Source organism: Paenibacillus xylanexedens (genome assembly GCF_007680605.1).
Taxonomy (GTDB): Bacteria; Bacillota; Bacilli; order Paenibacillales; family Paenibacillaceae; genus Paenibacillus; species Paenibacillus xylanexedens_B.
In genome coordinates, this window is record NZ_VEIO01000002.1 from 161,993 (window position 1) to 175,342 (window position 13,350).

Sequence of the window (13,350 nt, forward strand, 5' to 3'; positions counted from 1 at the left end):
GAAGCACAGATTTATGCCTCCGTCGAAGTGTGTTTTAAGATAGCATCCATGATTAAATTCCAATCATCATAGTGAAGTTCATGTCCCGTACCTGACAAGGTTAGCAAAGCCGAGCCGGGAATTTCCTTGGCGAGATTCTCTCCATGTTCATAAGGGATAATGGGATCTTCTGTTCCATGTATGATCAAAGTGGGTACATTTATTTCCTTCGTCCTAACCAGATAGGATTCTCCCCCTGACACCAATGCGTGATTGCTCATACTCGCTGAATTATCACTTCTCGCAAATTCTTTTTTAGCCAGCGATTTAACGTTTTCCTCATCAAAAACATGCTTAGAACCGACCAGGAGTCTTGATCTTTCAATGGCAAACTGGATGACCGATTCTTCGTTAGTCCAGTCGATCATGCCCATATTCGAGAAAAAGTCCATAATCTTTTCTTCCATCGGGGGAAGATGCGGTGCAAAATTGGACGTGGCTAGAAGCGTAACGGTGAGGACTCTCTCCGGATGCCGCAGAGCAACCATTTGAGTTAACATACCGCCCATGGACATTCCTACAATATGTGCCTGCTCAACCTTGTAAGCATCCAAAACTCTCACGGCATCATCTGCCATATCCTCGAATGTGTAACCCGGTTGACCCGGTTCATACGTTGTTGAACGCCCGACATCACGGTGATCATAACGAATGACAAAACGTCCTGCATCTGCTAAACGCTGGCAAAATTCGTCCTCCCACCAAATCAAGGAAGATTGGGCACTCATAATCAACAAAATTACGGGGGCACCGGGTTTTCCGAAATGCTCTGAACATAATTTAATTCCATCTATGTTTAGTAATCGCTCATTCATGTCGATTCCTCCCACACTTTAATAAAATAAAAAAACACAGGCTATAGGCCTGTGTGCATACCGTAATCGAAAAAGAAAATGAGAATGAACGCTATACATGTGACCTGAAGACTAGACTTAAAATCCAGGTAGTAAGCAGATCATTATAAGGTTCATCTCTTATTCTTCATATTCAGTCTACGCGAGATCAGAATCAAGTTACCCTTGTTCCTATCACATATAGCTAAACGATAGGTTACCGCGTTGGTAAACCATTCTTCGATTACTGAGCACACCAAAATAGCCTGAAACCACTATTTGATTCATTGCGCAAAGAATATCGAAGAATTAGTTTAACACACGTAACCCCTCCGTTCGTATAAGTTAAAGCGATACTAGCATAGGATAAACGCCAATGTCAATTGCTCGAAAATATGTCAATATCCTAACGGAAAGACAGCCGACGATTCAGCCAGTTGTGCCCTTCGTATCGTTCTGATTACTAGGGGAGAACCTTTACTGCTCAGGTACATTGCGCATTTTGGAAGCAAACAGAAAGCAAGCCAGAATGTAAACCGCACTAAGTAACAGATAAGGCAATTGCAGCGAGAACAGACGGTCGAAAAAGGTTTCGCTCACGCGAACGAGCAATCCGCCAAGCAAGGTGCCGATGGCGCTGATACCAAACGAGAGGAAACGGAACACACTGCCTACCCGTCCGAGCAGTTCATTTGGAACGGAGCGCTGCAGAATCGACGAACGGACTACGTTATAGACAACAATGAAGAAGGCTGCGCAGAAGTATAGACCACCGACCACGTACGCATTGGACGTCAGACCAACAGCTCCATAGAGCAGGCCCATCGACAGAATGGAGAGCAGAATGAGTTGCATGGAGCTCCAGCGTTTCCGCATATAAGCTACAGCCTGACTGCCCAGAATACTGCCGATGGTCGCAATGGAAATCAGAATGCCGAAGGCATACGCTTCCAGCTGTAATACTTCACGTACAAAGAAAATTTGAGTCACCAGAATCATCGAGAACATTAACGTAATAGTCACCGACAAGATGGCCAGGCCGCGAAGAAAACGGTCTTGAAACACGTACTGAATGCCGGACCACATCTCGCGTTTCCAATTTTTCATCGGGCGAGCTTTCTGCTCCGATTTATCCTGAGTCGTTTGCTTAGAAGTTTCCGTTGATGCTTCCTGAGCTTGGGATTCGTTTGATTTCGCGGGATGAAAGCTGCCGCGCAGACCACTAATGAGTAACAACGAGAGTATAGCCGTCACGGTGTCAATGGCAAAAGGGTAGACGATGTGCATCGTAATAATGAAGCCGCCTAACGCTACGCCCAGAATATCACTGGTGATCAGTTGCCCGGCAGTAAATTGGCCGTTGGCTTTTTCCAGTTTCTTCTCCTCCACAACCTGAGGAATGATCGTCTGCACGGTGCTGTCAAAGACAACGCGGCTTAGACCAATCCCGAACATAAACAAGGCAAGCAGAGGTATGCTGATCCAGCCTCCCCAGATACAGATCGTTAGGAACAATAGAAATATCATCCGGGTAAAGCTGGCTCCAACCAGCATATGTTTGCGTGAATATCGGTCGATCAATACGCCAACCGGCAGGCTAAAGATCAGCCAGGGTAACCGCAGGGCAGTCATCGTAATGGATGCATATAACGTATCCGTTGTTAGGGTGGAGACAAGCCAGGGTACGGCAGCGAGAGTTAATCCATCGCCTAGAAAAGTAAGGGAAAAGGCACCGAACAGCTTGGAGTAGTTTGATTTTGATTTCATATATTCCTCCGTTCGTAGATATGGTACTGGTATGTAGCGTGTAGATAGGATTCTCATGTAATAGATTAAATTAAAGATTTTCTCTAGTACCAATTTATGTTATTTGATAGAAATCTGCAAATTTTGGAGATTATATGATTCCTGTTTTCTTCAAAAGATATTGTTCATATGCGCATTTATTGTCGAATAATGATGTCGAATATTGTAATAAATTGTATATAAAATGAATGAATTACGAATTATATTAGAAAAAAATATGGATTGGTATAAAAGATTGGTTTTTGTTTTTTATTGTAGAAAATTGGCACAGAAAAGAGTATAGTTGAGGAAGAATTTAACTGTTGATTTCTGACATTTAGGTTGTAAACAGTATACTGGAATTTTACAGTGTATTGACTAGAATAAATGCATTTATTATGAAGTTAACGGAGGGTACATATGAGTGCTTTTAAGAATTGGCTCAATTCAACCAAGCAAGGATTAGAGGATCAAGTCAAGCGATTTAAGAACAAAGATTTCATGGATGCCGTAGTGGCTGGTTGTGCCCTGGTTGCTTTTGCAGATGGGTCCGTCGATGCCTCGGAGAAGAACAAAATGGCGGGTTACATTAACCTGAGTCAGGAATTGAAAGTTTTTGATATGACAACCGTGATTGAAAGATTCAATCATTATGTGAATAATTTCGAATTTTCCCCTGAGATCGGGAAGCAGGAAGCATTGAAGGCGATTGCCAAGTTCAAGTCCAAACCTGAAGTAGGGCGTGTCATTGTAGGTGTATGCAGTGCCATTGGTGCTGCTGATGGTAACTTTGATGATCAGGAGCGCAGAGTAGTGGCGGAAATTTGTACTGTTCTGGGCCTGAATCCAGGTGAGTTTAGTCTCTAGAGTCTGTTTGATAGAGAAGTTGAAAGGAGGTGAATATTAGTGGCCGGTATTAGCTTGGTAAAGGGACAGAAAATTGATTTAACCAAAGGTAAAGCTGGATTAACCCATGTGATCGCCGGTTTGGGTTGGGACCCTGTAGCCTCCAAAGGGTTTTTCGGGAGAAAAAAACAAGCCAATATCGATTGTGATGCTTCAGCTTTGCTATTAGGTGAAAATGGAAAGTTAACCAAAGAAACAAATCTGGTTTGTTTTCATAATAAAACGAGTTTATGTAGATCTGTCGTTCATTCCGGAGATAATTTGACGGGCGAAGGTGAAGGGGACGATGAGCAAATCAAAATTAACCTCTCCGTCGTACCTGCTGATGTTCATAAAATTCTGATCGTCGTGAACATATATGATTGTGTTAATCGTAAACAGGATTTTGGAATGATTGAACGTGCTTATATTCGTATTCTGGATGGTAGCAATTCGCAAGAATTGGTTCGTTTTAACCTCTCCGATAGCTATGCGGGTATGACAGCCCTCATCTGTGGTGAACTGTACCGACATGGCGGCGAATGGAAATTCTCAGCTATTGGTGAAGGTGCTCATGCTGTACATATCGATGAGCTTGCTCGTCGTTATACGTAAAAATAGTATTACCTGAAATGAATGCAGCAACTAAAATTATAGTGAGCGGAGATGAATCTTGAATGGCTATTAATTTGTCTAAAGGTCAAAAGATTGATTTAACAAAAACGAACCCGGGACTGGCTAAAATCACTGTAGGTTTGGGCTGGGATACAAACAAATATGATGGCGGTAAAGATTTCGACCTCGATGTCTCCGTATTCTGTGCTAACGCTGACGGTAAAGTAAACGGGGAGAAAAACTTTATTTTCTTCAACAATCCTCAAAATGAGAACGGTTCTGTTGTGCACACAGGTGACAACCGCACTGGAGAAGGGGACGGCGATGATGAGCAAGTGAAAATCGACCTGCCTAACGTTCCGGCTGATGTTGAGAAAATTGCATTTACCATTACGATCTATGAAGCGCAGGAGCGCAGCCAGAACTTTGGACAAGTATCACGCGCTTACGTGCGTATTGTAAACGAAGCAAATTCCGAAGAATTGATCCGTTTTGACTTGGGCGAAGATTTCTCTATCGAGACAGGTGTTGTCGTTGGAGAGTTGTACCGTCATAGCGGTGAGTGGAAATTCAGCGCAATCGGTAGTGGTTACCAAGACGGTCTGGTTGGACTGACTCGGGATTATGGCTTGCAATAGAATTGTTAATCAAGCTGTACATGTATAGCAATACCGGAAAGCCGTCGATCTGACGGTTTTCCTTTTCATTACAATGAGATCTTTTAAAATCTTTTGCTGAAAAGAAGGGCGGACGAATAGATGACAATTAGCTTGGCTAAAGGACAGCGGATTGACCTTACAAAAACAAACCCTGGTCTGACTAAAGTTGTGGTGGGCCTGGGATGGGATACCAACAAATATAGTGGCGGAGTCGATTTCGACCTGGATGCTTCCGCTTTCCTGCTTCATGAGGATGGCAAAGCCAAAGGAACAGATGATTTTGTCTTTTATAACAACCCAACAGGCGGCGCAGGATCACTGACTCACACAGGAGACAACCGTACGGGTGAGGGAGACGGGGATGATGAGCAGATCATCGTGGATTTCAGCAAGGTTCCTGCAAACATCACGAGAATCGGTATTACAGTAACGATCTACGATTATGAAGCACGCGCACAAAATTTTGGTCAGGTATCCAACGCCTTTGTTCGGGTTGTAGATGCTTCTAGTGACCGCGAGGTATTACGTTACGACCTGGGCGAAGACTTCTCCACTGAGACAGCTGTCGTTTTCTGTGAATTTTATCGGTCGGGTGCAGATTGGAAATTCCAGGCGATCGGCAGTGGTTTTGCAGGCGGTCTCGCCGCGTTATGCCAGAATTATGGACTAGACGCGAAATAAGAGAAGGATAGGTGAATCTGTTATGGCTGTAACAGTCGTCAAAGGGCAAAAAACGGACCTCACTAAAACGAATCCCGGGCTGACCCGGCTGACGGTGGGCATTGGCTGGGATTCTTCTCCTGCGCTTGATCTAGACACATCAGCTTTTCTTCTTGGTGCTAGCGGAAAGGTATCGGGTGATGAAGACTTTATCTTCTATAACCAGCCAACAGGCGGTTTTATTACCTACAAGGATACACCGCAACAATCGGATAAAAAGCAGTTTGAACTTGATCTGAGCCAAATTCCTGCCCGTATTGAAAAGATTGCGTTCAGTCTAACGATCTATGAAGGGGAGTCCAAAAACCAGAGTTTTAGCCAAGTTCAGAACACCTATATTCGTTTTGGTCATGCGAATAGCGGACAGGAAGCGTTACGGTATGATTTAGCGAGTGGTTTTACCGTGGAAACGGCGATCGTTATTGGCGAGTTATACCGACATAACGGAGAATGGAAATTCAACGCTGTAGGTGCTGGTTTTTCCGGTGGACTGAATGCATTATGCAGTAACTTTGGCGTGAGTGTGGAGAACGACACATCCTCTTCACAGCCTGTCCCTCCGGTGCCTCAGCCGCCTGTGCCTAAACCTCCTGCTCCACCAGTTCCACCGCCGACGCCTCAACCCAAGATCGAGTTGAACCTGAGCAAGATTGAGCTGAAGAAAAAGGGCGATACCATCAACCTGAAGAAAAATGCAGGTGGACTTGGTGAGATTCTAATTAATCTGAATTGGAATCAACAGACGAGCAAGGGATTGTTCGGGCGAAACAAAAGCGTGGATCTGGATCTGGGTTGCCTTTTCGAAATGAAGGATGGTAGCAAAGGGGTAATCCAGGCGTTAGGTGAATCGTTTGGTTCTTTGAATCGATATCCTTATATTGCTTTGGATGGCGATGACCGGACAGGTTCCGTGAAGACGGGAGAGAATCTGCGTATTAACGGTGCACGTATTTCCGAAATCAAACGACTCCTCGTATTCACCTACATTTATGAAGGGGTTACGAATTGGTCACAGGCGGATGGCGTCGTCACCATTAACCAGAAAGACGGCCCGGATATTATCGTGCGCATGAATGAATATGGAAGTTCCTTAGGGATGTGCGGAATCGCTATGTTCAGCAACGTGAATGATGAAACATTTAGTATTGAGAGGATTGTTCAGTTCTATAATGGACACCTCGCTCTGGATGAAGCCCATGGATGGGGCATGCGCTGGACTGCCGGCAGTAAATAACAATTTGAGTTAGCGGAGGCTCTCTGTTCATGTTTAGTGATTTCTTTAGAAGTATTAGTGAGAATTACGGTCATTTTTTCTCTTGGACCGAAATCGTAGCCACACTCTCCGACCCCGTAAGTTGGGGAATTATCGGCAGTTTGATCTTGCTGGAAGGGCTTTTGTCCGCAGATAACGCGCTTGTACTTGCCGTAATGGTTAAGCACTTGCCTAAGGAGCAACAGAAACGAGCATTGTTCTATGGTATTTTAGGTGCGTATATTTTCAGGTTTATTGCCATTGGGCTCGGAACATTCCTTGTCAAGATTACCTTGGTCAAGGTCCTCGGGGCGTTGTACCTTCTCTACATTGCTTACAAGGGACTATTCAAGCCTCAGGAAGAGGAGAATCAGGAAGGAAAGCAATACTCGTTCTGGAAAACCGTACTTATGGTCGAACTGATGGACATTGCCTTCAGTATCGATAGTGTTATTGCTGCATTTGGTATCAGTGAGCAGATTTGGGTGTTGTTCCTCGGAGGTATTATCGGGGTACTCATGATGCGTGGAGTTGCACAAGTGTTCCTCAAACTCATTGACAAATTTCCTGAATTGGAAAAAGCGGCATTTATTCTTATTGCGATCATTTCTGTAAAAATGATGTTGAGTGCTTTTGGCTTCCATATCCCTAACGTACTCTTCTTCTCATTACTGATTGTTGTCTTTGTTGGAGCTATGCTGATAAGTTCCGCAAGAAAGAAAAAAGAAAATCAAGGCCAGGCTTAGTTTTAAAATTCGCCACATCTACTACCAATCCCTCCGCACCTTGGAGGGATTGGTTTTTATACCCCGACAGCATTCATTTTATGATGCAGACTGACTTCAAGTCAGAAGTGCAAGGAGGAGAATAACCTGAAATATTTTAGTTTTTTGAATGCAGAGGAAGAAGAAGCTTTATTTTTTTCTTCGCCCATATCGTTTAGTCACCGGACCTCCAAAGAAATACTGGCATACGCTGTTGGGGCTGCTTTGTACATGCCGGCCACACGTCCGCATATCGCGGACGATATTTTACAACGTAAACATGAAGGACTCACAACAATCGTTATTGATCTGGAAGATGCGGTAGGCGACGAGCAAGTCGAATTTGCGGAACAATGTTTGTCTCAGCAACTTGGACTTATCGCGGATTACATGGAGGCAGGGAAATTGAACACCAATGACATGCCTTTATTATTCATCCGGATGAGATCCCCTAAACAGTTGGAACACCTTATCGAAATGTTGGGAGAACGAATCTCGTTATTAACAGGTGTTGTTCTGCCGAAGTTTAGCTGTGAGAATGGACGCGCTTATTTGCAGCTTGTTCACCAGTATAATCAGCAGAAAGATCGCTCACATCCACTCTTATATGCGATGCCCATTTTGGAGACGGCGGAGGTCATTTACCGTGAGACACGTTGGCAGACATTAATTGATCTGAAACAGATTGTGGATGAATATGCACCATACGTGCTGAATATCCGAATCGGAGCTACAGATTTCTCAAGCCTGTTCGGACTGAGAAGAAGCCCGGAGCTTACGATTTACGACATTGCAACGATACGTGATTGCATAGCTGATATTGTCAATTTATTCGGGCGTGCAGATCAGGGATATGTGATATCTGGGCCGGTCTGGGAGTATTTTAGCCAGCGTGAACGTGTATTCAAACCCCAATTAAGACAGACGCCATTCGAGGAATCCCTGGGCAAGACAGGTCGGAACCTCAGAATGAAATATATTACGAACTCCATGGACGGGCTTATGCGTGAAGTGATGATGGATAAGGAGAACGGCATCGTAGGTAAAACGATCATCCATCCGACACAGATCAAGCCTGTTCAGGCGATGTATGTGGTTACGCATGAGGAATTCATGGATGCACAGGGGATTATCGCTCGAAATGATGGGAGCCTGGGTGTTTTTAAAAGCACGTATACCAATAAAATGAACGAAATTAAACCGCATTTAAGCTGGGCTAAACGAATCTTGATCCGATCACAAATATATGGGGTGTTACATGAACAGCAGCATTTTGTCGGGCTCCTGCCCAAACACGAACAGACTTACGTTTCCTATTCTTGATCAGTTTGAAGTCTCTGTTGAAGCTACACATAATCCGCTTGCAATCCCGTTGGAAAATCTGTTCTCTATGGCGGCACGCCTGAATAAAAAGAGATCTTTTCTCTTTGTCAGCAAGCTGCTGGGCAAGCATATTGCCGTTAATCCATATACTTCACTCCTAAGCGGCGCTGCTCTGGCCGTTCTATTGTATGAGGATGTAACGCACGGAGAAGACAAGCGTATTATAGATTGGAAGCAACAAATGGTCCGTGGACTAATCGATCCGGAGCAGGCCCGTGAGGCTTATGAATATCTAATGGGTGTGCAGATGAGTTTGCCTGAAGAGGTTCGCTTTGTTGGTTTTGCCGAGACGGCCACAGCTTTGGGACACAGCATGTACGAGCTATTTGCTAACCGTGCAACGTACATTCACTCTACGAGAGAATACCTTCCCGAGATCGAGCCGGATATCCAGTTCGAGGAGGAGCATTCCCATGCGATGTCTCATCGCTGTTATGCAATGGACTCTTCCGCCCTTGCCGAGGGTGGGCCGTTAGTCCTCGTGGATGATGAGATTACAACAGGCAACACCACGTTAAACATCATTCGGGATATTCAGCGTAATTATCCGCGTAAACATTATTACATTGCGTCATTACTGGATTGGCGTACGGATGCAGATGAGCAAAAATTTTCTTCATTAGAAGATGAACTCGGAATAACCATCACGGCTCTCTCTTTGTTAAAAGGAAAAATTCAGGTCACGGGTGAGCCAACCATTGATATCTCTGGGGAAAAGAAAATCCCTGAATCCACATCTCTGATAAGTGTTATATCTGTAGCAGGGGAACTGGAGCCTTGGGCTATGGTGTCCGCAGATTCCGAAGGGAATCGCTGTTCACTGCCCTACCTGAGATATTCGGGACGATTCGGCATTCATTCCGGCCTCAATTCAATACTGAATGAAGGCATCTCAAGGATTGCATCCATCTTACGTGAAAAAAGAAAAGGACAACGAACCCTTGTCATGGGAACGGGGGAGTTTATGCATATCCCGATGCGGATTGCGGCTGAAATGGGCGACGGTGTTCTATATCAGTCTACGACTCGTAGTCCGATCTATACGGTGAATCGCCCGGGATATGCTGTTGTTGCAGGTGAAGGATATGCTTCTCCAGAAGATCCGGCTGTCCGAAATTATATTTACAATATATTGCCTGGGCAATATGATGAGATCTTTGTTTTGATGGAAAGACATATGCCGGAGGAACGCATGCGGCCTATGCTTGATGTGTTGTTACAACTCGGATGTAAGCAAATACATGTGGTGTACTGCGGTGCTCCACAGGAAGGCTGAGAAGACAAGCGATGAACTTACCTGCAATGGAAAGCATAATCAAGAAGCAGATTAAACCTCCTGAACCCATGGGGAGTTATGACCCGTCCGATGTTATATTTTTGTTGAAGGATCTAAGTAATATTTCATTAGAAAAAGAGACCGGAGAGCGTGAACATGCAATTCAGTCGGGCGTGCATTATTCAGAGATGTTGCCTGTGGAGTACCACCCTTCGGATGAATATATTGAGCTATTTCACGAGACATTAGCACAATCCGCGGAAAAAGTAGCCAGAGCTGCCGCAACGGTAGCGGAGATTATTGTACGCAAGCGGGGATTGAACACCGTTCTTGTCTCGCTGGCTCGTGCAGGAACGCCCATTGGCATTCTGGTGAAACGTTATATTTCCATGAAATATAATGTGGACTTGCCTCATTACAGCATTTCGATTATCCGTGGCAAAGGAATAGATGAGAATGCCATTTTATATATTTGGCAACAGCATGGGGTAGATATGCCAATCCAATTCATCGACGGATGGACAGGCAAAGGTGCCATTCGCAAGGTGCTGGTCGATGCCTGCGACAGCCTGGATCAACGTTATGGCATTCGGTTGAATGATAATCTGGCCGTACTCGCTGACCCCGGTCATTGCTCAGATACCTATGGCACCCGAGAAGATTATTTGATTCCAAGTGCCTGTCTCAACTCGACCGTATCGGGCTTGATGAGTCGGACTGTGCTACGGGATGATCTTATTGGACCGAATGACTTCCATGGAGCCAAATGGTACAAGGAGTGGGCTTCTTCTGATCAGTCGACGATGTATGTAGACAAGATTTCAGAATATTTTACCACAGTTGAAGCGCAGGCCTCGCTTCAAGCAAAGGATGCACTAGCCGATCCTCCGGAAGTCACATGGCAGGGAATGAAGGATATTCAATCCATTCAACAGGCGTTTGATATCCAGGATGTAAATCTGATCAAACCAGGAATTGGAGAGACGACGCGGGTACTGCTGCGCCGTGTGCCTTGGAAAATACTGATTGACCGTCCGAACAATCCGAACCTGAAACATATCATGTTACTTGCTCAAGATCGTGGAGTTCCCGTTGAGGTATTCCCTGGGCTAAGTTATTCATGTTGTGGCATTATTCGATCTGTAAAGGGGGGCGGCGAATGATCTACGCAAGTGATTTGGATCAGACACTGGTCTATTCTCGCCGTTCTATGGGCGTTGCCGAGGATGCGCCCGGGTTGGTTCCTGCAGAATGGATCCGTGGTGAGTTGTCTGCCTTTATGTCAGCCGAGACGTTGAATCAACTGATGACACTCCCCAAGGATATCCTGTTTATTCCTGTAACGACACGGACAGTGGCGCAGTATCAGCGGATACAGATCTTTCAGCAAGAGGTTATTCCGTTTTATGCGATAACTAGCAATGGTGGCAACATTCTGATGAATGGCAAGGTTGATCCCTTTTGGAACGAACATGTTCGTTCCAAGCTTCAAGAGCATTCAGCAACGGCTGCCGAGGTGCGCCAGATATTTGACGGTGTACTGAACAAGGAATGGGTTGTAGGAGAGCGACTATGTGATGAGTTGTTTTTTGCTTTTGTCATCCATCGTGATCGCATGCCGGTAGAAGAGGTTACAGAAAAGATCAAGCTTGTGGAATCCCTGGGCTGGGAGGCTTCCGTTCAAGGACGCAAGTTATATCTGGTTCCTTCGGCGGTGAATAAACGAGCTGCGGTAGAACATATTCGCCATCAAATCGGCGATGTACCCGTTGTTGCATCCGGTGATTCTTTACTGGATCGTTGTCTGCTCGATTATGCAGCTTATGCGATTGCTCCACGCCATGGAGAGTTATACCGCGAGAAACAGCGGAATCCTGATGCAGTTCACTACCAGTTCACCGAAAAATCCGGTATTTTTGCCGCTGACGAGATATTAAACTATGTTCGCTCTATACACCACGCTGCGATAGGAGATGTTGTCTCATGACCAAGACTCGTATATATTTTAATCGCTGGTTTTCGGTGGCATATCACTATATGAATATGATTCGAAACAACGAAGACGGGATGCAGTTCGAAATCTATGGCACACATTCTGATCCGAATAACATGGCGCTTCAGGCATGTGATCATGCAGAGCTGGAGCCGAAGGTGACAGGAAAAGAGTATATCGATTTCTGTGTTGATTTTTGCCGCAGACATCGGATTGATCTATTTATCCCACGTCTCCACATGCTGGATATCAGCCGGAATATACACCTCTTTAAGGAGGTTGGAACCAAGGTCTTGGTTTGCAGAGATACAGAATTAATGGAACAGTTAATGGAGAAGGATCACTTCTACGAATCTGTTCGTGAACTTGGAATCATGAGCATTCCAGATTACTTTACGGTCAGCAATGCCTCTCAATTCAAACATGCTTATGAAGCGCTCACTAACGCAGGACATGAAGTATGCTTCAAACCGTGTAACGGTGAGGGCGGTATGGGATTTAGGGTGATTGATAATAGTCGTAATCCGCTGGAAGAACTGTCTGGACATACGCAGAATCGTATATCATTTGAAGACGCATTTCGAGCGTTTTCCTCTGTAGAATCTTTTCCGAATCTTATGGTTATGGAGAGACTTCAGGGATATGAGTACAGTATCGATTGTCTGGCTGACAGCGAAGGGAATCTGCTGGCAGCTGTGCCTCGCCGCAAAGCAGGCGGGCGTTTAAGAAAACTTGAGGAAAATGCAGACCTGTTGAACATCGCGAGTGAGGTGGCTAGCGCATATCGCATTCCATATAACTTTAATATTCAGATGAAGTATCAGAATGAAACGCCCAAACTGCTAGAGATTAATCCAAGGATGTCCGGAGGGCTACATGTGTCTTGTCTTTCAGGAATCAATTTCCCTTATCTGGCTGTAAAGCTAGCTTTAGGTTATGAGGTGGGGCCACTACACCCACAGTATGGCATACTGGGAAGTCATGTAGAGCAGCCACTCATTATGGATGAGCAGAAGGTTAGGAATCATTAAAGAACCGTTTCCAAAGATTGACACCTTCTGACTGATTTTTTTACAATACGATTATATAGATGATCTTGAGAGGTACACCGCAGCGAAGTGATCAAGTGTAATCTTCATTTGTTCA

General features: G+C 44.9%; 13 protein-coding genes. 11 read left to right on the top strand and 2 right to left on the bottom strand.

Translation table 11 applies throughout. The features are described 5' to 3' along the window. Positions 1-11: 11 nt before the first annotated feature. Together mle and FS818_RS15385 are read right to left on the bottom strand one after the other, a co-directional pair. Positions 12-854, bottom strand: a complete 843-nt coding sequence (mle, locus tag FS818_RS15380; protein WP_145333045.1) for an alpha/beta fold macrolide esterase — start codon at positions 852-854, stop codon at positions 12-14. A gap of 495 nt (positions 855-1,349) precedes the next feature. Further along, positions 1,350-2,639 (bottom strand): MFS transporter, encoded by a 1,290-nt coding sequence (locus FS818_RS15385; RefSeq protein ID WP_186375502.1) that lies wholly within the window; start codon positions 2,637-2,639, stop codon positions 1,350-1,352. Positions 2,640-3,077: 438 nt separating this feature from the next. Here FS818_RS15385 and FS818_RS15390 point away from each other — a divergent pair, with 438 nt between their 5' ends. From FS818_RS15390 to FS818_RS15440, 11 genes are all read left to right on the top strand, one after another. Beyond that, positions 3,078-3,524, top strand: a complete 447-nt coding sequence (locus tag FS818_RS15390) for a tellurite resistance TerB family protein (RefSeq protein ID WP_090917587.1) — start codon at positions 3,078-3,080, stop codon at positions 3,522-3,524. Positions 3,525-3,563: 39 nt separating this feature from the next. Beyond that, the gene (locus FS818_RS15395) at positions 3,564-4,157 is read left to right on the top strand and encodes a TerD family protein (RefSeq protein WP_145333047.1); all 594 of its coding nucleotides are present in this window, start codon (positions 3,564-3,566) and stop codon (positions 4,155-4,157) included. Positions 4,158-4,219: 62 nt separating this feature from the next. Then, positions 4,220-4,795 carry a TerD family protein gene (locus tag FS818_RS15400; protein WP_090917591.1) on the top strand — a complete coding sequence of 192 codons (576 nt, stop codon included), beginning with the start codon at positions 4,220-4,222 and terminating at the stop codon, positions 4,793-4,795. A gap of 120 nt (positions 4,796-4,915) precedes the next feature. After that, positions 4,916-5,497, top strand: coding sequence for a TerD family protein (locus FS818_RS15405; protein ID WP_145333048.1), 582 nt, complete (start codon positions 4,916-4,918; stop codon positions 5,495-5,497). A 22-nt stretch (positions 5,498-5,519) separates the two neighbouring features. Then, a complete protein-coding gene (locus FS818_RS15410) occupies positions 5,520-6,770 on the top strand; it encodes a TerD family protein (RefSeq protein ID WP_145333049.1) in 1,251 nt (416 codons plus the stop codon). A 29-nt stretch (positions 6,771-6,799) separates the two neighbouring features. Next, the gene (locus FS818_RS15415; protein ID WP_145333050.1) at positions 6,800-7,534 is read left to right on the top strand and encodes a TerC family protein; all 735 of its coding nucleotides are present in this window, start codon (positions 6,800-6,802) and stop codon (positions 7,532-7,534) included. Positions 7,535-7,678: 144 nt separating this feature from the next. Beyond that, complete coding sequence (locus tag FS818_RS15420) at positions 7,679-8,875, top strand: HpcH/HpaI aldolase/citrate lyase family protein (protein WP_260984855.1); 1,197 nt, start codon at positions 7,679-7,681, stop codon at positions 8,873-8,875. After that, the gene (locus tag FS818_RS15425; protein ID WP_145333051.1) at positions 8,811-10,211 is read left to right on the top strand and encodes a phosphoribosyltransferase family protein; all 1,401 of its coding nucleotides are present in this window, start codon (positions 8,811-8,813) and stop codon (positions 10,209-10,211) included. The genes FS818_RS15420 and FS818_RS15425 overlap by 65 nt, the downstream gene beginning before the upstream one ends. Positions 10,212-10,222: 11 nt before the next feature. Continuing rightward, positions 10,223-11,374: a cysteine protease StiP family protein gene (locus tag FS818_RS15430; protein ID WP_145333052.1), complete on the top strand. Its 1,152-nt coding sequence runs from the start codon at positions 10,223-10,225 to the stop codon at positions 11,372-11,374. Further along, complete coding sequence (locus FS818_RS15435) at positions 11,371-12,198, top strand: HAD family hydrolase (RefSeq protein ID WP_145333053.1); 828 nt, start codon at positions 11,371-11,373, stop codon at positions 12,196-12,198. The genes FS818_RS15430 and FS818_RS15435 overlap by 4 nt, the downstream gene beginning before the upstream one ends. Further along, on the top strand, positions 12,195-13,235 hold the full coding sequence (locus FS818_RS15440) for an ATP-grasp domain-containing protein (protein ID WP_145333054.1): 1,041 nt from the start codon (positions 12,195-12,197) through the stop codon (positions 13,233-13,235). The genes FS818_RS15435 and FS818_RS15440 overlap by 4 nt, the downstream gene beginning before the upstream one ends. The last annotated feature ends 115 nt before the right edge of the window (positions 13,236-13,350 follow it).

Coding starts and splice junctions, on each gene's coding strand:
- mle (WP_145333045.1), bottom strand. CDS start 854: ATGAATGAGCGATTACTAAACATAGATGGAATTAAATTATGTTCAGAG.
- FS818_RS15385 (WP_186375502.1), bottom strand. CDS start 2,639: ATGAAATCAAAATCAAACTACTCCAAGCTGTTCGGTGCCTTTTCCCTT.
- FS818_RS15390 (WP_090917587.1), top strand. CDS start 3,078: ATGAGTGCTTTTAAGAATTGGCTCAATTCAACCAAGCAAGGATTAGAG.
- FS818_RS15400 (WP_090917591.1), top strand. CDS start 4,220: ATGGCTATTAATTTGTCTAAAGGTCAAAAGATTGATTTAACAAAAACG.
- FS818_RS15405 (WP_145333048.1), top strand. CDS start 4,916: ATGACAATTAGCTTGGCTAAAGGACAGCGGATTGACCTTACAAAAACA.
- FS818_RS15410 (WP_145333049.1), top strand. CDS start 5,520: ATGGCTGTAACAGTCGTCAAAGGGCAAAAAACGGACCTCACTAAAACG.
- FS818_RS15415 (WP_145333050.1), top strand. CDS start 6,800: ATGTTTAGTGATTTCTTTAGAAGTATTAGTGAGAATTACGGTCATTTT.
- FS818_RS15425 (WP_145333051.1), top strand. CDS start 8,811: ATGAACAGCAGCATTTTGTCGGGCTCCTGCCCAAACACGAACAGACTT.
- FS818_RS15430 (WP_145333052.1), top strand. CDS start 10,223: ATGAACTTACCTGCAATGGAAAGCATAATCAAGAAGCAGATTAAACCT.
- FS818_RS15435 (WP_145333053.1), top strand. CDS start 11,371: ATGATCTACGCAAGTGATTTGGATCAGACACTGGTCTATTCTCGCCGT.
- FS818_RS15440 (WP_145333054.1), top strand. CDS start 12,195: ATGACCAAGACTCGTATATATTTTAATCGCTGGTTTTCGGTGGCATAT.